Genomic DNA, 20,144 nt, shown 5'->3' on the forward strand with positions numbered 1-20,144 from the left:
CTTTTGCAGCTCAGGGAACGGAAATGCAGATCCATTTCATCAAATCCAGCAGGCGCCCGGCGGTGGCGCTGCCATGTTGGTTTTCATGAAATGAATGGGCTTTTCAAATTAACATCAAGAACTTACACCCGCAAGTGTACTTAACTTCTCAAGATGAGAAAAACCCGCCAGCTTCTCCCTGGGGAAAAGCTGGCGGGCTATTGTTGCAGACTGACAACGGGATAGGCAAGCCCTATTCGCATTGCAGCAACGCACGGCGGTTGCCGGCCGGATATATTTCCGGCCGTCGCATTACTCCAGGTTGCCCAGGATGATGCGCAGCATGCGGCGCAGCGGTTCGGCCGCGCCCCACAGCAACTGGTCGCCGATGACGAAGGCGGAAATGTATTCCGGGCCCTGGTTCAGCTTGCGCACACGGCCCACGCCGATTTCCAGGCCGCCGGTGATGGCTGCCGGGGTCAGTTCCTTGACCGTGATGGCGCGGTCATTGGGAACCCACTTCACCCACTGGTTGCCGGCACGGATGATGGACTCGATCTCGGCCAGGGGCAGGTCGCGCTTCAACTTGATGGTCAGCGCCAGGCTGTGGCAGCGCATGGCACCGATACGCACGCACAGGCCGTCGACCGGGATGATCTTCTCGTTGCCGAGGATCTTGTTGACTTCGGCCTGGCCCTTCCATTCTTCCTTGGACTGACCGTTTTCCAGCTGGGCGTCGATCCAGGGGATCAGGCCGCCGGCCAGCGGCGCGCCGAAGAACTCGGTGGGCACGTCTTCACGGATGGTCTTGGCAACCTTGCGGTCGATGTCCAGGATGGCCGAGGACGGTGTAGCCAGCTCTTCGGACACGGCGGCGTTGATGACGCCCATGCCCTTCAACAGTTCGCGCATGTGGTTGGCGCCGCCACCGGAGGCTGCCTGGTAGGTCATGGAGCTGACCCACTCGACCAGGCCTTCCTTGAACAGGCCACCCACGCCCATCAACAGGATGGAGTTGGTGCAGTTGCCACCGATGTAGTTCTTCACGCCCTTGGCCAGTGCGTCCTTGATGACGTTGTTGTTGACCGGGTCCAGCACGATCACGGCATCATCCTTCATGCGCAGCGAGGAGGCGGCGTCGATCCAGTAGCCGTCCCAGCCGGCTGCACGCAGCTTGGGGAAGATCTCGTTGGTGTAGTCGCCACCCTGTGCGGTAATGATGATGTCGCATTTCTTCAGCTCATCGATGCTGTTGGCGTCTTTGAGCGTCGTTGCCGTTTTGGCAAACGACGGCGCTTTGCCGCCCGCATTCGAAGTCGAGAAAAATACCGGTTCGATGTGATCGAAATCACCCTCGTCCTGCATGCGTTGCATCAGGACCGAACCCACCATTCCACGCCAGCCAACCAAACCAACCAGTTTCATCATCTTTCCCTATTTAGAACATCCATGGTGAACAACTCAGATTGAACACATATGCGCCGGACCATCCGGCATTCCAGGCGCCCCGCCCTGCCCGGCTTGTGCGGGCAGACGAGGCACTGAGCTTACGCGAGGGCCTTGACCACGGCCTCGCCCATCTGCTGGGTGTTGACCTTGGTGCAGCCTTCTTCATAAATATCGGCGGTGCGCAGACCTTGCGCAAGCACTTTCTTCACGGCGTTCTCGATACGGTCGGCCTGTTCGGCACGGTTCAGCGAGAAACGCAGCATCATCGCCGCCGACAGGATGGTCGCCAGCGGATTGGCGATACCCTTGCCAGCGATGTCCGGTGCCGAGCCGTGCGAGGGCTCGTACAGGCCCTTGTTGTTGGCATCCAGCGAAGCCGAGGGCAGCATGCCGATGGAACCGGTCAGCATGGCGGCGGCGTCGGAGAGGATGTCGCCGAACATGTTGCCGGTGACGATGACGTCGAAGTTCTTCGGCGCCTTCACCAGTTGCATGGCGGCGTTGTCCACGTACATGTGCGACAGCTCCACGTCCGGGTATTCCTTGCCCACTTCGGTGACGACGTCTTTCCAGAACTGGAAGGTCTCCAGTACGTTGGCCTTGTCCACGCTGCACAGGCGCTTGCCGCGCTTGGCCGCGGCCTGGAAGGCGACATGCGCGATACGGCGGATTTCCGGTTCCGAATAGCGCATGGTATCAAATCCTTCACGTGCACCCTTGAAAGGACCGTCCGGCGCTTCGCGCATGCCACGCGGCTGGCCGAAATAGATGTCGCCGTTCAGTTCGCGCACGATCAGGATGTCCAGGTTGGCCACCAGCTCGGGCTTCAACGACGAAGCACCGGTCAGTTCCGGATAGCAGATGGCGGGACGGAAGTTGGCAAACAGCTGCAGGTGCTTGCGCAGGCCCAGGATGGCCTGCTCCGGACGCAGGGCGCGCTCCAGCTTGTCGTACTTCCAGTCGCCGACTGCGCCGAAGAGGATGGCGTCGGCTTCCTTGGCCAGCTTCAGGGTGCCATCCGGCAGCGGGTGGCCGTGGGCCTCGTAGCCGGCGCCGCCGACCGGGGCCGATTCCATCTCGAACTTCTCGTCCAGTGCATTGAGCACACGCACGGCTTCATCGACGATTTCAGGACCGATGCCGTCGCCCGGCAGGATAGCAATCTTCATGGCTTCTCTTTCTCAGTTATGCAGCGAATTCGGGTTATCAATGACAAGGGCGGTCATCTGACCGCCCTTTGCTGTTGTTTCAACGATCCTGTCAGATCGTGTTGCTCAGCCAGGGCTGTTCGTGCAGGTGTTTCTCTTCGTAGGCACGAATGGTGTCGGCTTTGCGTAGGGTCAGGCCAATGTCGTCGAAACCGTTGAGCAGGCAATACTTGCGGAACTCGCTGATCTCGAACGGGAAGGCCTGGCTGCCATTGGTGGTGCTGACGACCTGCTTTTCCAGGTCGATGACCAGGCGGTAACCCGGGAAGGCCTTGACTTCATTGAACAGGTGATCGACCTGTTGCTCGGTCAGGACGATGGGCAGCAGACCGTTCTTGTAGCAGTTGTTGAAGAAGATGTCGGCAAAGCTGGGCGCGATCACCGCGCGGAAGCCGAACTGGTCCAGCGCCCACGGCGCGTGCTCGCGCGAGGAACCGCAGCCGAAGTTCTTGCGCGACAGCAGGATCGAAGCGCCCTGATAGCGCTCCTGGTTGAGCACGAAGTCCGGGTTCAGCGGGCGCTTGCTGTTGTCCATGCCCGGCTCGCCATGATCCAGGTAACGCCATTCGTCGAACAGGTTGGGGCCGAAGCCGCTGCGCTTGATCGACTTCAGGAACTGCTTGGGGATGATCGCATCGGTATCGACGTTGGCGCGATCTAGCGGCGCCACCAGTCCTTCGTGCAGGATAAATTTATTCATGGTCTTGACCTTGGGTCGGACGGGCGATCCGGCCGCCCAGTCCTTCCTGATTTCTGTTCAAAAACTGAAGCGACGGGCCACATGGCCCGCTTCCGGCGCTTACAGCGAGCGCACATCCACAAAGTGACCGGCGATGCCGGCCGCCGCGGCCATGGCCGGGCTCACCAGGTGGGTACGGCCACCGGCACCCTGGCGACCTTCGAAGTTGCGGTTCGAGGTCGAGGCGCAGCGTTCGCCCGGTTCCAGGCGGTCGGCGTTCATGGCCAGGCACATGGAGCAGCCCGGTTCGCGCCATTCGAAGCCGGCGTCGCGGAAGATCTTGTCCAGGCCTTCGCGCTCGGCCTGTTCCTTGACCAGGCCGGAGCCCGGCACCACCATCGCCAGCTTGACGTTGGAGGCGCGGAACTTGCCGCGCACCACCTTGGCGGCTTCGCGCAGGTCTTCGATGCGGGAATTGGTACAGGAGCCGATGAAGACCTTGTCGATGCGGATATCCTCGATCGGGGTATTGGGCTTCAGGGCCATGTAGGCCAGGGCCTTTTCCATACCGTCGCGCTTGGTGGCATCCTTTTCCTTGTCCGGATCGGGGACGCGGGCATCCACGGCCACCACCATCTCGGGCGAGGTGCCCCAGGTGACTTGCGGCTTGATGTCGGCAGCATTGAGCGTGACCACCATGTCGAACTTGGCACCCTGGTCGGAATGCAGCGTGCGCCAATAGGACACGGCGCGCTCCCAGTGCGGGCCGGAGGGCGAATAAGGACGGCCCTTGAGGTAATTCAACGTGGTGTCGTCGAAGGCCACCATGCCGGCACGGGCACCGGCTTCGATGGCCATGTTGCAGACCGTCATGCGGCCTTCCATGGACAGCGAGCGGATGGTCGAGCCAGCGAATTCGATCGCATAACCGGTACCACCGGCCGTGCCGATCTTGCCGATGATGGCCAGCACGATGTCCTTGGCGGTCACGCCGGCCGGCAGTGCGCCGTCGACCTGGACCAGCATGGACTTGGACTTGCGCGCCAGCAGCGTCTGCGTGGCCAGCACGTGTTCCACCTCGGAGGTACCGATGCCATGGGCCAGCGCGGCGAAGGCGCCGTGGGTGGAAGTGTGCGAGTCACCGCAGACCACCGTCATGCCCGGCAGCGTGGCGCCCTGCTCGGGGCCGATCACGTGCACGATGCCCTGACGCTTGTCGTTCATGCCGAAGTAGGTCAGGTTGTATTCCTTGGCGTTGCCGTCCAGCGTCTCCACCTGCAGGCGCGAGATGGGGTCGGCGATGCCGTGGGCGCGGTCGGTGGTGGGGACGTTGTGGTCCGCCACCATCAGGTTGGCCGAATTGCGCCAGGGTTGACGACCGGCTAGCTTGAGGCCTTCGAAGGCTTGCGGGCTGGTCACTTCATGGAGCAGGTGGCGGTCGATATACAGGATGGCGGTGCCGTCATCTTCCGTATGAACGACGTGCGACTCCCAGAGTTTGTCGTAGAGCGTCTTGAGCATGTTGCGGTCCGGCGGAACTGGAAAGGGGTGCTGATCGGGAAAAATAGCTTTTGATTATGCCATAAAGCGAAGGGTCTGACCTCCTTGCCGTGTTTTCCGCCGCGTCGCCACAACAGGCAATAATGCTGCAAGGCAGCAGAAAAAGCGCAGAAGTTGCGGCCCACATGAAAAATCCGGCATTTCCCCATCCCGTCGGGGCCATGCCGGATTGCGATACCGTCTGCAGCGAGGTTCAGTGCTCAGCGCTTGCGGGTCTGCTGGTACAAGGGATCGACACGCTGCGCATAGACCGTCAGGTCGGCAATGCGCTCACTGCTGGAGGGGTGGGTCGACATGAACTTCATCGGCTCGTCCCCGCCCAGGCTGGCCATCTTCTGCCACAGGGTCACCGCCGCCTTGGGATCATAGCCGCCACGTGCGGCCAGTTCCACGCCGATGCGATCGGCCTCGGTCTCGTTGGCGCGCGAATTGGGCAAGCCCATCAGGCCCATGTAGAGATACTGGCCACCCTGCTTGCCCACGTCGCCCAGCCCCAGCAGGGCCGCACCGATGGAAATGGCCGAATTGGCCACTACCTGCTGCGAGGCGCGCTCGCGGGCATGCTCGCGCAGGGCGTGGGCGATCTCGTGGCCCATCACGGCGGCCAGTTCATCGTCGGTGATCTTGAGCTTGTCGATCAGGCCGGTATAGACCGCGATCTTGCCGCCCGGCATGCACCAGGCATTGGTTTCGTCCGAGGTCAGGACATTGACTTCCCAGTTCCACTTCAGCGCATCGGGGCGGAACACCCCGGTCTGCGGGATCAGGCGATTGGCGATGGCGCGCACCCGCTGCACTTGCGCGGCGTTGCGGTTGAGCAGGCCCTTGCCCTTGGCCTCGGCCAATACCTGCGCATATTCCTTGCTGGATGCCGCTTCCATCTCGGCCGAGGACACCAGCATCTGCTGCTTGCGCTCGATGCCCACGGCACCGCCCTGGGTGGTCTGTACGGTCTCGCATGCCACCAGGCCCACCAGGGCTGCGGCCAGCAGACTGTTCTTGATGATAGGTTTGAGCTTCATGCCCGCCTCCATTGAATAATTGATCTTGATTCCGGGTCAGCCGGTGGGCAGGCCAGCACGCGCCCGCCCACCGTGAGCGGCTTCGACCCGGACAGCCGCAAATTGTTTCAGGCAGGAAAAAGCCGGCGACCGCTTGCGCGATGGCCGGCTTGCGCTCGGTCCTGCCCGGTTCAGCGCAGCGCCGGTGTATCGACCTTCACATCACCGCACTGGGCGCGGTTGCGCAAGGCGTGGTCCATCAGCACCAGGGCCAGCATGGCTTCGGCGATGGGCGTGGCGCGGATGCCCACGCAGGGGTCATGGCGACCGAAGGTTTCCACCGCGATCGGCTGGCCGTTCTTGTCGATGGAAGGGCGCGGGGTGCGGATGCTGGAAGTGGGCTTGATGGCAATGGAGGCCGTGATGTCCTGGCCGGTCGAGATGCCGCCCAGGATGCCGCCGGCGTTGTTGCCGACGAAGCCTTCCGGCGTGAGCGCATCGCCGTGCTCGGAACCCTTCTGCGCCACCGAGCGGAAGCCGGCGCCGATTTCCACGCCCTTGACGGCGTTGATACCCATCAGGGCAAAGGCGATCTCGGCGTCCAGCTTGTCATACAGCGGCTCACCCAGGCCAACAGGCACGTTCTGCGCCACCACGTCGATGCGCGCACCGATGGAATCGCCGTCCTTGCGCAGGGCGTCCATGTAGTCTTCCAGGCGCCCGATGATGCTGGCATTGGCGGCGAAGAAGGGATTGTTGGGTACATGCTCCCAGGATTCGAAGGGAATCGCGATCTCGCCCAGCTGGCTCATGCACCCCTTGAAGGTGGTGCCGTACTTCTCGAACAGCCACTTCTTGGCGATGGCCGCCGCGCCCACCACCGGTGCGGTCAGGCGTGCCGAGGAACGGCCACCGCCGCGGGGATCGCGGATGCCGTACTTGTGCCAGTAGGTGTAGTCGGCATGACCGGGACGGAAGGTGTCGAGGATATTGCCGTAGTCCTTGCTGCGCTGGTCCTGGTTGCGGATCAGCAGCGCAATCGGGGTACCGGTGGTCTTGCCCTCATAGACACCGGAGAGAATCTCGACGGTATCGGGCTCCTGGCGCTGGGTGACGTGGCGCGAGGTACCAGGCCGACGACGATCCAGTTCCGGCTGGATATCGGCTTCCGACAGCGTCATGCCCGGGGGGCAGCCATCGATCACGCAGCCGATGGCCGGGCCGTGGGATTCGCCGAAGGTGGTGACGGTGAAGAGCGTGCCGAAGGTATTGCCGGACATGATGGAATTCGCGCAAAAGGGGAGAAAGACGCGATTTTACCAGCCTCGGGCGCCGCCGACGAGCCACGGCACCCTCCCCGCCTGCCGCCTACTTCCAGTCGCCGCGCAGTTCGCGCACCTTTTCCTGCAGCAGCTCGGGGCTGACCTGCTCGGCCGGGATGGGCTCGCCGGCCACCAGTTCCAGCCGCGAGAACAAGCCGCGCCGGAAGGTGCGCGTGACCGGGTTGCTGGGATCGCGCGAGAACAGGCTACCCCACAAGCCGCGCAAGGCCAGCGGCACCACCGGCACCGGGCTGCGGTCGATGATCTTCTGCACGCCGCCCCGGAAGGGGTTGAGCTCGCCATCACGCGTCAGTTTTCCCTCAGGGAAGATGCACACCAATTCACCCTCGTGCAAGGCCTGGGCGATATCGACGAAGGCCTTCTCGGTCAGCCAGGGGTCGGCCTTGACCGGTGCAATCGGGATCGCCCGCACATTGCGGAACAGCCAGGCCATCACCGGTATCCGGAAGATCTGGTAATCCATCACGAAGCGCACCGGGCGCGGGCTGGCCGCCATGATGGCGATGGCATCGACATAGCTCACATGGTTGCACACCAGCACCGCCGCGCCCTGGTCGGGAATGGCCTGGCCATTGACGATGCGCACCCGGTAGAAGGTATGGATCAACAGCCAGGCCAGGAAGCGGATCAGGAATTCCGGCACCAGCGAGAAGATGTAGACCGCCACCACGCCGTTCATGATGGCCGTGGCCAGGAAGATCTGCGGAATCGTCATCCCTGATTTCAGCATGACCATGGCCACCAGCGCCGACACCACCATGAACAGCGAATTCATGATGTTCATCCCGGCGATGGTGCGCGAGACGTGGGCCGGATCGCAGCGGGTCTGGATCAGCGCAAACAGCGGCACGATGTAGAGCCCGCCGAACAGGCCGATGCCCAGGCAATCACCGAGGATGCGCCAGCTGCCGCCGTGCGCCAGGAAACCGCCGAGGTCCAGCATCGCCGCCGGCGTCACGTAGGCCTGGCTGGCAAAATACAGCTCCAGCCCGAAGACCGACAGGCCGATGGAGCCGAAGGGCACCAGTCCGATTTCCACCTTGTGGCCCGACAGCCGCTCGCACAGCAGCGAACCCACGCCGATGCCCACCGAGAACACCGCCAGCAGCAGCACGAAGACGCTGTGATCGCCGTGCAGGTAGTTCTTCGCATAGACAGGGAATTGCGCCAGCATGATGGCGCCATAGAACCAGAACCAGGAATTGCCCAGCAGCGACAGGAACACCGGCCGGTTGCGGCGCGAGAAACCGAGATTGCGCACCGTTTCCGTGAAGGGATTCCAGTTCACCCTCAGCTCCGGCGCCGGAGCCGGCGAAAGCGGAATGCGCAGGCTGGCCAGCCAGCCCAGCACGGCAATGCCGATGGTCACGCCAGCCACCAGTTGCAGCCCCCAGGGCTTGTGCACCACCAGCACCGCGCCCAGGATTTCCCCCAGCAGGATGCCGACGAAGGTCCCCATCTCGATCAGGCCATTGCCGCCGATCAGTTCCTCGCGCTTCAACTGCTGCGGCAGGTAGGCATACTTGACCGGCCCGAACAGCGTGGAATGGATGCCCATGCCGACCACCGCCGCAATCAGCAGCCACAGGTGGTGCGTCATCCAGCCATAGGCGGCGATGCCCATGATGACGATTTCCAGCAGCTTCACGAAACGCGCCACGCGGCCCTTTTCCAGCTTGTCGGCCAACTGGCCGGAGGTGGCCGAGAACAGGAAGAACGGCAGGATGAACAAACCCGGGATGAGGTTGTTGAGCAGGCCCGGATCCATCTCGGTCCAGGACAGGGCGTCATAGGTGAGGATGGTCAGCAGCGCGGTCTTGAAGACATTGTCGTTGAGCGCGCCCAGGAACTGGGTCCAGAAGAAGGGAGCGAAACGCCGTTGGGAGAAAAGCGAGAACTGGCTGTTCTTTTGCATGGGCAATCAGGTCAGGGAAACGGAACGCGCAGCCTACGCAGGCCGGGCCGAAATGACAACAACCTCAATGGACAATAAAAAACCGCTCCAGCAGGAACGGTCAGGACCAGGCCGCCTGCGGTGGCAGGCGGCGTCAGCGCAGGAAACGGCAACCGCGACAGCGACGCTCAGGCGTTGCCTTCGCGCTCTTCTTCCTCGGCCGGCCAGTCGCGGATGTAGGCCTTAAGCATCTTGTTCTCGAAGCCTTGCGCATCCAGCACGGCCTTGGCCACGTCGTAGAAGGACATCACGCCCAGCACGGTGCGCGCTTCCATCACGGGCACGTAGCGTGCGTGCTTTTCCAGCATGATGCGGCGCACTTCGTTCAGATCGGTATCGGGGGTGACGGTGATGGGGGCGTCGTTCATGTGCTTGCGCACGGTCGAGCCACCCAGGGCGCCGCCGTTCTTGTGCAGCGTCAGCAGCACTTCGCGGAAGGTCAGCATGCCGACCAGGTCGCCATATTCCATGACCACCAGCGAGCCGATGTCTTTCTCTGCCATCGCGGCGACCGCCTCCTGAATCGGGGTGTCCGGCGTGACGGTGAAGAGAATGTTGCCTTTGACCTTGAGGATTTCAGAGACTTTCATGATGTCGTCCTAGTTGTATGAAGCTGTTTTGACTGTAGGCGATGACGCCCGGAAAATCCAATTCATGGGGGCAACAGGATAACTGATCCTGGATGCCGCCGCTGGCGGGGGCGCGATGCATGCACATGGTACGGTCAAGCGCGCCCTTTGGGCAACCGGCAATCGCGCTGCCATGCAGTATTTCCAGCAATCATGCGAAGCTTGCTTCAGCACAAGGTTTGCATATGCGCGCTGCGCTGACTAAGCTGGAATCGTCAGGACCACCTGGAGAAGCCCATGGCCGCCACCCTGCCCGACCGACACTACGCCAGCTTCAGCGAGTTCTATCCGACCTACCTGAGCGAACATGCGCACCGGGTCAACCGGCAGCTGCACTTCCTGGGGTCGACGCTGGCACTGCTGAGCCTGTTGCTGCTGCTCATCACCCATCAGTGGTGGTGGCTGGCGGTGGCCCTGTTCTGTGGTTACGGCTTTGCCTGGGTCGGGCATTTCATGGTGGAGAAGAACCAGCCGGCCACCTTCCGCCATCCCCTGTATTCCTTCATGGGCGACTGGGTCATGTACTGGCAGATGCTGACCGGGCAGGTCTCGTTCTGAGTGCTCAGCGCTCCCACATGCGGCGCCGCTCATCCAGCGGCACGGCGGCATAGGGCATGGCAGCCACGGTGCTTTGCGCCTGCGCGTCGACGCTGGCAAGGCCTGCGGGGCTGCAGTAGTCATCCAGCGACTGGCCGAGCACGCCGTCGATGGCATCTTCCACCCGCCTCACCAGCGCCTCCTCGTCGCCCGCCTGCGCCAGCACGGCGGGATCGAACACGAACAGCCGATACACCTGGGCCAGCCGGATCGTGCTGGGGTTGGCCACCAGTGTCCAGCGGTCCATGTCATCGGTGATGCGGCGGTTCCAGCCGGTGCGGCGGCTGGTCTCCGGCTTGACCGAGGCCACCCAGCCTTCTTCACTCATCCGGCTCAGCAACTGTTGCAATTCGCCCAGCCCCAGTCGCGTGGCGCGACGCACCTCATCCATGCTCACCACCGCCGACTCCACCCCCACGCGGGCCGCATGCAGGAATTTCAGGACCTTCACCGCATCGATGAACTCCGCCCCCGGCGAGGCCACATGCCACCAGCGCTCGTAGCGCACCACCGGCAGCGCCGCCGTCAGCAGGGCGCCAAACAGGGTGATCATCCACATCATGTAGATCCACACCAGGAAGATCGGCAGCACCGCCACCGTGCCATAGACCATGGTATAGGTCGGGAACTGCATGATGTAGACCGCGAAGAGGCGCTTGGCGATTTCCAGGCCGACACCGGCCAGCAGGCCGCCAGCCAGGGCGTCGCGCCAGTCCACGGTCTGGTTGGGTACGGTGCTGTAGAGCAGCGTATAGGCCAGCGTCGAAAACATCAGCGAGACCAGCGTATAGAAGCCCGCGCCCAGCCACGGCAGGCTCTTGACCGCACCACCGGTGGCGCTGGAGAGGTAGGAGGTCACGCTGATGGACACCCCGATCAAGAGCGGACCCAAGGTGATGATGGCCCAGTACACCAGCACCCGCTGCACCAGCGGACGCGACTTCTTGACCCGCCAGATCTGGTTGAACACGCTCTCGATGGTGGACATGGTCAGCACCGAGGTCAGGATCAGCACCACCCCGCCCACCGCCGAGATGCGTGCCGACTTGGCCGCGAACTGGTTCAGGTAACCCAGGATGGTATTGGCCACCCCCTTGGGCATGAGGTTTTCGACGAAATAGGCTTCCAGCGAAGCGCGGAAGGTCGAGAACAGCGGGAAGGCCGTAAACAGCGCCAGCGCGATGGTCAGCACCGGCACCAGCGAGAGGATCGTAGTGAAGGTCAGGCTGCCGGCCACCTGGGGCAGGCGATCCTCGCGCAGTCGCCGGCCGGCGAAGCGCAACAGATCGCTCAACTGTTCTCGGGACAGACCACGCATACGGGAAAAGGGAAAACGCAAAGAGGGCATCGGTTCGACTTCATGGGGTGACGGCAAGCAACAGCGCCACACCCGGGTTCTTTCCCGCCGCCAGGCGGCAGGATGACAAGTTTGGCGATTATCGCCCAAGCCGCCGGCAAAATCCCGCAAAAATCAAAGCTGAATCCTAAAGTTGCAGTTATGACCTCAATGATGCGCAGCAAAAGGCAGCAGTCGAGGAGATTTCTCTCTTTTTCCCTCACGCTGGGAGGAAAAAAACGGAAATATAATAAGTTACATGATGACCAGCTCCTCCCCCTCTTCCGTGAACGCTCCCCCCAACGCCACCATCCTGGTGCTCTACTATTCGCGCCATGGCGCCACCCGCAAGCTGGCCGAACTGATCGCCCAGGGCGTGGAAAGCGTCCCCGGCTGCGATGCCCGCCTGCGTACCGTGCCGGCGGTCTCCACCGTCACCGAGGCCGTGGAGCCGGACGTCCCCAGCTCTGGCGCGCCCTATGTGGAAGCGGCCGACCTGGCGCAGTGCGACGGCCTGGCCCTGGGCTCGCCCACGCGCTTTGGCAACATGGCCGCGGCCATGAAGTATTTCTGGGACGGCACCTCGCCGCAATGGCTCTCCGGCACCCTGACCGGCAAGCCGGCCTGCGTGTTCACCTCCACCGGCAGCCTGCATGGCGGCCAGGAGTCGACGCTGCTGACCATGATGATTCCCCTGCTGCATCACGGCATGCTGTTACTGGGCCTGCCCTATGCGCATCCCGAACTGATGAATACCCACAGCGGCGGCAGCCCCTACGGCGCCAGTCACTGGGCGGGCGTCAACGGCAACCAGCCACTGTCGGACGACTCGCGTACCCTGGCCATCGCGCTGGGCAAACGGCTGGCAGAGACCGCATTAAAACTACGGAGACCATCATGAACAGCAGCGCGCGCTATTTCCACCTGGGAGCCAGTTCCAGCCTGGTCGTCCTGATCCTGCTCTGTGTGGCATGGGAACTGGCGCTGGCGCCGCTGCGCCCGGGCGGCTCGTGGATGGTGCTCAAGGTGGTGCCGCTGCTGCTGCCCTTGCGCGGCATCCTCAAGCGCGACGTCTATACCCTGCAATGGTCATCCATGCTGATTCTGGTCTACCTGGCCGAGGGCCTGGTACGCGCCACCAGCGATGCCAATCACACCTCGGTCTGGCTGGCCTGGGTCGAGGTGGCATTGACCACGATCTATTTCATCTGCGCGCTGGCCTACCTGCACCCCTTCAAGAAGGCCGCCAAGGAAATCGCCCGCCAGGCCATCCACAAGGCCTCGCGCTGATCTTCGCCAACGCGATCAGTTGCTCCAATCCGCTCCAATACGACGCGCCGCCCCGGTGGCGGCGCGCACCTGTTGCCATGACCGCCATGACCGACACCACCACTGAATTCCTCGCCGCCTGCCGCGCCGCCATCGGCGCCGCCCATGTCCTCACCGAACCGGCCGACACCGGCGGCTACCTGACCGACCAGCGCGGCCGCTACACCGGCCGTGCCCTGGCCGTGCTGCGTCCGGCCGATACCGGCGAGGTGGCCGCCATCGTCAAGCTTTGTGCGCACTATGCGGTGCCACTGGTACCGCAGGGCGGCAACACCGGCCTGGTGCTGGGCAGCGTGCCGGACCAGCAGGGCAATGCGGTGCTGCTGTCGCTGCGGCGGCTCAGCCGCATCCGCACCGTCGACCCGATCAACAATACGATGACCGTGGAAGCCGGCTGCGTGCTGCAGCATCTGCAGGAGCAGGCTGCTGCCGTGGGGCGACTGTTCCCGTTGTCGCTGGCGGCCGAGGGCAGTTGCACCATCGGCGGCAACCTCTCCACCAATGCCGGCGGCACTGGTGTGCTGCGCTATGGCAATACCCGCGAACTGTGCCTGGGTCTGGAAGTGGTCACCGCCGAGGGCGAGGTGATGAGCAGCCTGAAGGGCTTGCGCAAGGACAATACCGGCTACGACCTGCGCGACCTCTTCATCGGTGCCGAAGGCACGCTGGGCATCATCACCGCCGCCGTGGTCAAGCTCTTCCCGCAACCGCTTGCGCAGGTGACGGCACTGGTGGCGCTGGACACCCCGGCCCAGGCCCTGCAGCTGCTGCAACTGGCGCAGTCACGCTGTGCGTCGGCACTGACCGGCTTCGAGCTGATGTCGGACTTCTGCCTGCAGCTGGTCTGCAAGCACTTCCCCGAGCAGCGCCTGCCCTTTGCCCAGCGGCATGCGCAATACGTCCTGCTGGAACTGTCGGACAGCGAATCGGAAGAGCACGCCCGCGCCCTCTTCGAAAGCGTCATCGGCGACGCCCTGGAACAGGCCCTGGCCAACGATGCCGTGATCGCCGCCTCGCTGGCGCAATCGCGGGCACTGTGGCAATTGCGTGAAAGCATCTCCATGGCGCAGGCGCACGAAGGCAAGAACATCAAGCACGACATCTCGGTGCCGATCTCGCGCATCGCCGACTTCATCGCCACCACCGACGTGCTGGTGCAGCAGGCCGCGCCCGGCTGCCGCATGGTGACCTTCGGCCACCTGGGCGATGGCAACCTGCACTACAACGTCTCGCCACCGGTGGGCGTGGCCGACAGCGCATTCCTCGGCCAGCAGTCAGCCATCAACCTGGTGGTGCATGACAGCGTGGACCGCTTCGGTGGCTCGATCTCGGCCGAGCACGGACTGGGTGCGCTCAAGCGCGAGGAAATCCTGCGCTACAAGTCGCCGGTGGAACTGCGGCTCATGCGTGCCATCAAGCAGGCGCTGGACCCGCAGCAGCTGATGAACCCGGGCAAGGTGCTATAGCCGCCAGGGCAGTACGGGCCGGCAAACAAAAAGGGACGGACGCTATCACGAGCCGTCCGCCCCAACCTCCCCCTCAGGAGCCTGCCTGAAACGCTTGCCGCAGCAAGGTTTCCCTATGTGGTCATCTTTACATCTGGCACCGCTGGGCAATCCGAAGAATAGCGAGCAATGCCACGGCCAATTTCCCGGATCAGACGGAGCAGGCCGATCAGGCCGCGCTCTTGTGCTGCTCGCGCATGGTCTGCAGGAACAGGTCGGGCGCCATCGGCCGCCCCCTGAGATAGCCCTGCAGGGCGTCGCAGCCCACCGAGGCGAGGAATTGCTGCTGGCGCTCGGTCTCCACGCCCTCGGCCACGATGCGCAGGTTCAGCGTGCGTCCCAGGGCCACGATGGCCGAGACGATGGCCGCATCCTCGGTGCCGTCGCTGAGATCACGCACGAAGCCGCGATCGATCTTCAATTCATTGGCCGGCAGGCGCTTCAGGTACAACAGGCTGGAATAGCCGGTCCCGAAGTCATCGATGGAAATCTCCACCCCCAGGTCGGCAATCTTCTGCAGGGTCAGCAGGCTGGCCTCGGTATCGTGCATGGCGGTCGATTCGGTGACTTCCAGCGTCAGGCTCTGCGGCGGCAGCTGATGGCGCTCCAGCGCGGCGCGCACCACCTCCACCAGATGCGGATCGGCAAATTGCACCGCCGACAGGTTCACCGCGATCTTCCAGTCGGCATAGCCCAGGGTCAGCCACTCATGCATCTGGCGACAGGCCTCGTCCAGCACCCAGGCACCGATAGGGATGATCAGCCCGGAGCGCTCGGCCAGGCCGATGAATTCATCCGGCCCCACCAGGCCACGTTCGGGATGCTGCCAGCGCAGCAGCGCCTCGGCGCCCAGCACCGGGCCATCGGGCAGGCTGAACTTGGGCTGATAGACCAGCCGGAACTGCTTGCGCTCCAGCGCCACCCGCAGGTCTTGCAGCCACTGCAGCTGATGGTGGGCATTGGCATTCATCGACGGCTCGAAGAAGTTGTAGCCGTTGCGGCCGGCGCGCTTGGTGTGGTACATCGCGGCATCGGCGTTGATGACCAGGTCATGGCGGGTATTGCCGTCTTCCGGATAGATGGCGATGCCGATGCTGGCCGAGACCCGCAACTCGTGCTCGCCCACACAGAAGGGCTGGTTGACCGCCTCCACCAGCTTCTCGGCCACCGGCATGGCGTCATCGGGCAGCGTCAGGTCGACCAGGATCACGAACTCGTCCCCGCCCAGGCGCGCCACCGTATCGTGGGCGCGGGTGGTGGCCGTGAGACGGCGCGCCACCTCCACCAGCAGGCGGTCGCCCACATGGTGACCCAGCGAATCGTTGATGGCCTTGAAGCCGTCCAGGTCCATGAACATCAGCGCGAAATGGCCGTTGCTGCGAGCCGCCTTGTTGATCGCCTGGGTCAGGCGGTCCTCCAGCAGGGTGCGGTTGGGCAGCTTGGTGAGATGGTCGTGCAGCACCATCTGTGTCAGTTCTTCATTGGCCTCGGCCAGCGAGCGGGCCAGCTTGGCGGTGCGCGACTCCAGCCGTGCATCCAGCACCGAGGTCAGCAAGGCAATCGTCAGCACCGCCAGCGTGACCACGATGATCAGGATCGCCAGCCAGCCGATGCCCACACCTTCGCGCGCCGACATGCAGACCGAGCCGCTGGGGAAACTGGCCGCCGCCATGCCGGTGTAATGCATGCCGACGATGGCCACGCCCATCACCACCGAAGCACCGGCGCGCGCGGCCTTCACATGCGGCGTATTCTTGCGCAGGCTGAAGGCGATCCATAGCGCAGCAGCCGAGGCCGCGATGGCGATGAATACCGACACCAGGAACAGCGCCACGTCATAATCGATGCCCGGTTGCATGCGCATGGCGGCCATGCCGGTATAGTGCATGCCGGCGATACCCGCCCCCATCAGCAGCGCACTGCCGAACAGGCGCCGCAGTGGCAGGGCCGGAAGGGTGACGATCCACAGCGCAAAGCCGGAGGTGGCGATGGCGATCAACAGCGATACCGCCGTGATCCACGCGTCATAACCCAGGGCGATCGGGAGGCGGAAGGCCAGCATGCCGATGAAGTGCATGGACCAGATCCCTACGCCCATGGCGATGGCGCCGCCGGTCAGCCAGAAGCGGGCCACGCGCGGATGCTGGTTGCTGGTGGTATTGATACGCTCGGCCATGTCCAGCGCCGTATAGGAGGCGAGGATGGCAACCAGCAGTGAGACGACAACCAGCAACTTGTCGTAGGTGGCGATGAGCATGGCGAACGATACGGCGTATCAGTATCAGGACAGGAACAGGACGAAAATCGCGGAAGGCAACCAGGAAGATCAGGGAAATTCAGTCAATCTCAGGAGTTAGCAAGCGATATCAGTGACCCAGGATGCCCATGGAACCCAGCTTAGAAGGCGCAGCATTGTCCCACAATCAGGAAATACCCGTTGTCATACTGATATCTTTCGGAGGCACTTATCAGCCCGGGAGCAACAAGCTGCTAGCTATCGGCAGCTGATCTCCAAGTGATTGGCAACTTTATCGGGCGCAACCGATCTGTTCTCACTGCAGTGCGCCTGCCGGCCAGCCTTTGCGTCCCTGTTTCCCGGTTTTCTGGAGGGCGCTGCCCTCCCCGGCCCGCCCGCGCAGCAAGACAACATGCAAAATGAAAACAAAACACAACAAATCGACAACAAGGACATCATGCTGAGCTTACCCCAAACCCGTCCGCGCCATCGGAAAAACTGCCTGACCCCACGCTGGAAACGCACTTCCCGCCTGATTGCCCTGGCTTTGTGTGGCATCGGCGCAGCGCTGCTCTGGAGCAGCCCGGCCCAGGCAGGCATCTCCATGGTGCAGCCACCCAAGCGCATCGATGCCAGCAAGCCCCTGGAACTGACGCTGCTGGTGTCCGAGGATGAGCAGGCCGAACGCAGCTACAGCCTGCCGCCCACCCTGCTGGTGGCGGCCTCGGCCGATATGATCCCGCCCCAGCAGATCACCCTGCAGCGGGTCGATGGCGAGGACCGCCTCACGCTGCGGCAAGGCGAGTTCCGCAAGGTGCGCTATCGCGGCGTGCTGCCGGAGCGACTGCGCGGCATGGTGCGCATCGAGCCGATCGGCATCGACGCCTCGCCGGTGCTGGTGGCGGTGGTGCGTCCGGATGCCAGCCTGGGGCCGCTGCCGGAGTCGCCCGACCTGATCAACACCCCGCTGGCGGACTCCAGCAGCAAGGTGGCCCCGGTGGCGCCCTCGGCCACGGTGCTCACGCCCGGCACCAATGCCTCGCCCATCGACAGCGCACCGGCGGCCGAAGACATCCTCTCCAATAATCGCCGCCTGTCCTTCAACGAGCCGATGTACTTCACGGTCGGGCATAACCACGGCGATACCAATGCCCGCTTCCAGTTCAGCTTCAAGTTCCGTGTCTTCGTGCCGGACGATCCGCGCTCGCGCGGCCTGCTGGACAATCTCTACCTGGGCTACACCCAGTTCTCGCTGTGGGACCTGTCGGCGCCTTCCGCGCCCTTCCGCGATACCAGCTATCGCCCCAGCCTCTACTACTACCTGCCGGACCTGGGCATCCAGAACGGCGTGTTCAGCCGCATCGGCATCGCCACCGGCCTGGAGCACGAGTCCAATGGCCGCGACGGTACCGAATCGCGCAGCATCAATACCTATTTCATCGAACCGACCTTCAACTTCGGCAACCTCAACGACTATCACTTCAAGGTCGCGCCCAAGGTCTACGCCTATCTCGGCCCGACCCGCGACAATCCGGACATCGCCGACTACCGCGGCCACCTGGACCTGAAGCTGGCCTATGGCAAACCGGATGGAGTGGAAGTGGCGACCATGCTGCGCAAGGGCAGGCTGGGCGGCAAGTACAGCGCCGAGACGCAGATTTCCTATCCACTCTCGCGCCTGCTGCCCGGTACCGCCGGCTATCTGATGGCCAGCTATTTCTCCGGCTACGGCGAAAGCCTGCTGACCTACAACCAGAAGGACAGCCAGCAATTGCGCATCGGCTACGCCTTGTGGCGATAGGACCGGGCCCGATCACTGGCCACTAAAAGCACAACGGGGATGCACTGCATCCCCGTTGTTCATTGTTGCAGCGGACCTGCGTCGCTCGTCAGGCCACCGGCGTGCGCATGGTGACGAACTCCTCGGCCGAGGTCGGATGGATGCCGATGGTGGTATCGAACTGCGCCTTGGTGGCACCACACTGCAGGGCCACGGCGAAACCCTGGATCACTTCACCGGCGTCGCCGCCCACCATGTGCACGCCCAGCACCCGGTCACTGGCGGCATCAACCACCAGCTTCATGAAGGTTCGTTCAGTATTGCGCGAAAGCGTGTTCTTGAGCGGCTTGAAATCGGTCTTGAAGATCTTCACCGCGCCCACTTCCTTCCTGGCCTCTTCCTCGCTCATGCCGACGGTGCCGATGTTGGGGTGGCTGAAGACGGCGGTAGGGATGTTGCGGTAGGACATGCTGCGCTCGCCCTTTCCGAACAGGCGCGCCACCACCACCATGGCCTCGGCCAGCGCCACCGGCGTGAGCGCCACGCGGTCGATGACATCGCCCACGGCCAGGATGGAGGGTACGCTGCTCTCGAAGTTGTCGTTGACCGGGATGGCACCGTTCTTCGCCAGCGCGATACCGACCTTCTCCAGCCCCAGCCGGCCCGTATTGGGCGTGCGGCCGGTGGCGAACAGCACGCACTCGGCCTGCAGGGTCTCGCCATTGGTCAGGCGCACCTGCTTGACGCTGTCCTCCGTGGCTCCTGCGGCATCTTCGGCTTCAATGGCATCGATGCTGGCATTGAACACCAGGCGGATGCCCTTCTTGGCCATCTCGTCGGCCAGGTGTACGCCGAGGTCGGCATCCATGTTGCGCAACAGGCGCTCGCGGCGATAGACCAGGGTCACCTCGCTGCCCAGGCCGTTGAGGATGGAGGCGAGTTCCACTGCGATATAGCCGCCCCCCAGCACCACCGCGCGCTTGGGCAGGCCCTTGAGGTGGAAGAAGTCATCCGAGGTGATCCCAAGTTCGCTCCCGGGAATCTGCGGCTTGTCCGGATGGCCACCGGTGGCGATCAGGATGTGGCGGGCGGTGAAGCGCTGGCCATCGACGTTGACCGTATGGGCATCCTCCACCGTGGCAAAGCCGCGATGCAGCTTGACGTTGGCCCCATCCAGCAGACGCTGGTAGATGTCGTTGAGGTGGGCGATCTCGCGATCCTTGTTGGCAATCAGGGCCGACCAGTCGAAACTGGGCTTGCCGTTGAGGGTCCAGCCATAGCCGGCGGCGTCGGCGAAGTCCTCGTGGTAATGCGCACTGTAGGACATCAGCTTCTTCGGAATGCAGCCCACGTTGACGCAGGTGCCGCCCAGGTCGCCCTTCTCCGCCAAGCCCACGCGGGCGCCGGTCTGGCCGGCGAAGCGCGCAGCGCGCACGCCACCGGACCCGCCGCCGATGGTGAAGAGGTCGTAATCGTATTGGCTCATGGTTTCTCCATTGCATGGACGCTGCCCCCTGGCGGCGTCCGTGTTCTATCTGGTCGGTCTGTTCGGTCTGACC

The 20,144-nt window shown here is 63.4% G+C and carries 16 protein-coding genes; 5 read left to right on the plus strand and 11 right to left on the minus strand.

From position 1 onward, the window contains the following. Window positions 1–291 precede the first annotated feature (291 nt). The 8 genes from asd to HFRIS_RS07700 all read right to left on the minus strand — a co-directional run bounded on the left by asd (window position 292) and on the right by HFRIS_RS07700 (window position 9,763). Window positions 292–1,404, minus strand: a complete 1,113-nt coding sequence (gene asd, locus HFRIS_RS07665) for an aspartate-semialdehyde dehydrogenase (RefSeq protein WP_006462720.1) — start codon at window positions 1,402–1,404, stop codon at window positions 292–294. 122 nt (window positions 1,405–1,526) lie between these two features. Continuing rightward, a complete protein-coding gene (leuB, locus tag HFRIS_RS07670; protein WP_006462721.1) occupies window positions 1,527–2,597 on the minus strand; it encodes a 3-isopropylmalate dehydrogenase in 1,071 nt (356 codons plus the stop codon). Between the two features lie 91 nt (window positions 2,598–2,688). Then, window positions 2,689–3,336 (minus strand): 3-isopropylmalate dehydratase small subunit, encoded by a 648-nt coding sequence (gene leuD / locus HFRIS_RS07675; RefSeq protein ID WP_006462722.1) that lies wholly within the window; start codon window positions 3,334–3,336, stop codon window positions 2,689–2,691. Between the two features lie 99 nt (window positions 3,337–3,435). Further along, window positions 3,436–4,836, minus strand: a complete 1,401-nt coding sequence (gene leuC / locus HFRIS_RS07680; protein ID WP_006462723.1) for a 3-isopropylmalate dehydratase large subunit — start codon at window positions 4,834–4,836, stop codon at window positions 3,436–3,438. Between the two features lie 239 nt (window positions 4,837–5,075). Continuing rightward, window positions 5,076–5,897: a M48 family metallopeptidase gene (locus HFRIS_RS07685; RefSeq protein ID WP_006462724.1), complete on the minus strand. Its 822-nt coding sequence runs from the start codon at window positions 5,895–5,897 to the stop codon at window positions 5,076–5,078. Between the two features lie 170 nt (window positions 5,898–6,067). Beyond that, window positions 6,068–7,156 (minus strand): chorismate synthase, encoded by a 1,089-nt coding sequence (aroC, locus tag HFRIS_RS07690; protein ID WP_006462725.1) that lies wholly within the window; start codon window positions 7,154–7,156, stop codon window positions 6,068–6,070. An 88-nt stretch (window positions 7,157–7,244) separates the two neighbouring features. After that, window positions 7,245–9,134 (minus strand): MFS transporter, encoded by a 1,890-nt coding sequence (locus HFRIS_RS07695; protein WP_006462726.1) that lies wholly within the window; start codon window positions 9,132–9,134, stop codon window positions 7,245–7,247. A 167-nt stretch (window positions 9,135–9,301) separates the two neighbouring features. Beyond that, a complete protein-coding gene (locus HFRIS_RS07700) occupies window positions 9,302–9,763 on the minus strand; it encodes a CBS domain-containing protein (RefSeq protein WP_006462727.1) in 462 nt (153 codons plus the stop codon). Between the two features lie 276 nt (window positions 9,764–10,039). Here HFRIS_RS07700 and HFRIS_RS07705 point away from each other — a divergent pair, with 276 nt between their 5' ends. Next, on the plus strand, window positions 10,040–10,360 hold the full coding sequence (locus HFRIS_RS07705) for an Mpo1-like protein (protein ID WP_006462728.1): 321 nt from the start codon (window positions 10,040–10,042) through the stop codon (window positions 10,358–10,360). Window positions 10,361–10,364: 4 nt separating this feature from the next. On the opposite strand, the gene HFRIS_RS07710 is transcribed toward HFRIS_RS07705, so the two are convergent. After that, a complete protein-coding gene (locus tag HFRIS_RS07710) occupies window positions 10,365–11,717 on the minus strand; it encodes a YihY family inner membrane protein (RefSeq protein ID WP_167331819.1) in 1,353 nt (450 codons plus the stop codon). A 280-nt stretch (window positions 11,718–11,997) separates the two neighbouring features. Between HFRIS_RS07710 and wrbA the strand changes: the two genes are divergently transcribed. From wrbA to HFRIS_RS07725, 3 genes are all read left to right on the plus strand, one after another. Then, window positions 11,998–12,636 carry an NAD(P)H:quinone oxidoreductase gene (gene wrbA, locus HFRIS_RS07715; protein ID WP_039874963.1) on the plus strand — a complete coding sequence of 213 codons (639 nt, stop codon included), beginning with the start codon at window positions 11,998–12,000 and terminating at the stop codon, window positions 12,634–12,636. Further along, window positions 12,633–13,025 carry a DUF2069 domain-containing protein gene (locus tag HFRIS_RS07720; protein ID WP_006462731.1) on the plus strand — a complete coding sequence of 131 codons (393 nt, stop codon included), beginning with the start codon at window positions 12,633–12,635 and terminating at the stop codon, window positions 13,023–13,025. Before wrbA ends, HFRIS_RS07720 begins: the two co-directional genes overlap by 4 nt. Window positions 13,026–13,102: 77 nt before the next feature. Further along, window positions 13,103–14,530, plus strand: a complete 1,428-nt coding sequence (locus tag HFRIS_RS07725; protein WP_006462732.1) for an FAD-binding oxidoreductase — start codon at window positions 13,103–13,105, stop codon at window positions 14,528–14,530. 208 nt (window positions 14,531–14,738) lie between these two features. Here HFRIS_RS07725 and HFRIS_RS07730 read toward each other — a convergent pair whose 3' ends face one another. Further along, window positions 14,739–16,826: a putative bifunctional diguanylate cyclase/phosphodiesterase gene (locus tag HFRIS_RS07730; protein WP_006462733.1), complete on the minus strand. Its 2,088-nt coding sequence runs from the start codon at window positions 16,824–16,826 to the stop codon at window positions 14,739–14,741. Window positions 16,827–17,262: 436 nt separating this feature from the next. Here HFRIS_RS07730 and HFRIS_RS07735 point away from each other — a divergent pair, with 436 nt between their 5' ends. Beyond that, on the plus strand, window positions 17,263–18,606 hold the full coding sequence (locus HFRIS_RS07735) for a phospholipase A (RefSeq protein WP_244436270.1): 1,344 nt from the start codon (window positions 17,263–17,265) through the stop codon (window positions 18,604–18,606). An 88-nt stretch (window positions 18,607–18,694) separates the two neighbouring features. Here HFRIS_RS07735 and gorA read toward each other — a convergent pair whose 3' ends face one another. After that, window positions 18,695–20,071 (minus strand): glutathione-disulfide reductase, encoded by a 1,377-nt coding sequence (gene gorA / locus HFRIS_RS07740; RefSeq protein ID WP_006462735.1) that lies wholly within the window; start codon window positions 20,069–20,071, stop codon window positions 18,695–18,697. Window positions 20,072–20,144: the final 73 nt, after the last annotated feature.

It is taken from the genome of Herbaspirillum frisingense GSF30 (genome assembly GCF_000300975.2).
In the GTDB taxonomy this organism is placed as follows: Bacteria; Pseudomonadota; Gammaproteobacteria; order Burkholderiales; family Burkholderiaceae_D; genus Herbaspirillum; species Herbaspirillum frisingense.

Excerpts from the sequence above, each read along its gene's own strand:
- asd (WP_006462720.1), bottom strand. The coding sequence starts at position 1,404 with ATGAAACTGGTTGGTTTGGTTGGCTGGCGTGGAATGGTGGGTTCGGTC.
- leuB (WP_006462721.1), bottom strand. The coding sequence starts at position 2,597 with ATGAAGATTGCTATCCTGCCGGGCGACGGCATCGGTCCTGAAATCGTC.
- leuD (WP_006462722.1), bottom strand. The coding sequence starts at position 3,336 with ATGAATAAATTTATCCTGCACGAAGGACTGGTGGCGCCGCTAGATCGC.
- leuC (WP_006462723.1), bottom strand. The coding sequence starts at position 4,836 with ATGCTCAAGACGCTCTACGACAAACTCTGGGAGTCGCACGTCGTTCAT.
- HFRIS_RS07685 (WP_006462724.1), bottom strand. The coding sequence starts at position 5,897 with ATGAAGCTCAAACCTATCATCAAGAACAGTCTGCTGGCCGCAGCCCTG.
- aroC (WP_006462725.1), bottom strand. The coding sequence starts at position 7,156 with ATGTCCGGCAATACCTTCGGCACGCTCTTCACCGTCACCACCTTCGGC.
- HFRIS_RS07695 (WP_006462726.1), bottom strand. The coding sequence starts at position 9,134 with ATGCAAAAGAACAGCCAGTTCTCGCTTTTCTCCCAACGGCGTTTCGCT.
- HFRIS_RS07700 (WP_006462727.1), bottom strand. The coding sequence starts at position 9,763 with ATGAAAGTCTCTGAAATCCTCAAGGTCAAAGGCAACATTCTCTTCACC.
- HFRIS_RS07705 (WP_006462728.1), top strand. The coding sequence starts at position 10,040 with ATGGCCGCCACCCTGCCCGACCGACACTACGCCAGCTTCAGCGAGTTC.
- HFRIS_RS07710 (WP_167331819.1), bottom strand. The coding sequence starts at position 11,717 with ATGCGTGGTCTGTCCCGAGAACAGTTGAGCGATCTGTTGCGCTTCGCC.
- wrbA (WP_039874963.1), top strand. The coding sequence starts at position 11,998 with ATGACCAGCTCCTCCCCCTCTTCCGTGAACGCTCCCCCCAACGCCACC.
- HFRIS_RS07720 (WP_006462731.1), top strand. The coding sequence starts at position 12,633 with ATGAACAGCAGCGCGCGCTATTTCCACCTGGGAGCCAGTTCCAGCCTG.
- HFRIS_RS07725 (WP_006462732.1), top strand. The coding sequence starts at position 13,103 with ATGACCGCCATGACCGACACCACCACTGAATTCCTCGCCGCCTGCCGC.
- HFRIS_RS07730 (WP_006462733.1), bottom strand. The coding sequence starts at position 16,826 with ATGCTCATCGCCACCTACGACAAGTTGCTGGTTGTCGTCTCACTGCTG.
- HFRIS_RS07735 (WP_244436270.1), top strand. The coding sequence starts at position 17,263 with ATGCTGAGCTTACCCCAAACCCGTCCGCGCCATCGGAAAAACTGCCTG.
- gorA (WP_006462735.1), bottom strand. The coding sequence starts at position 20,071 with ATGAGCCAATACGATTACGACCTCTTCACCATCGGCGGCGGGTCCGGT.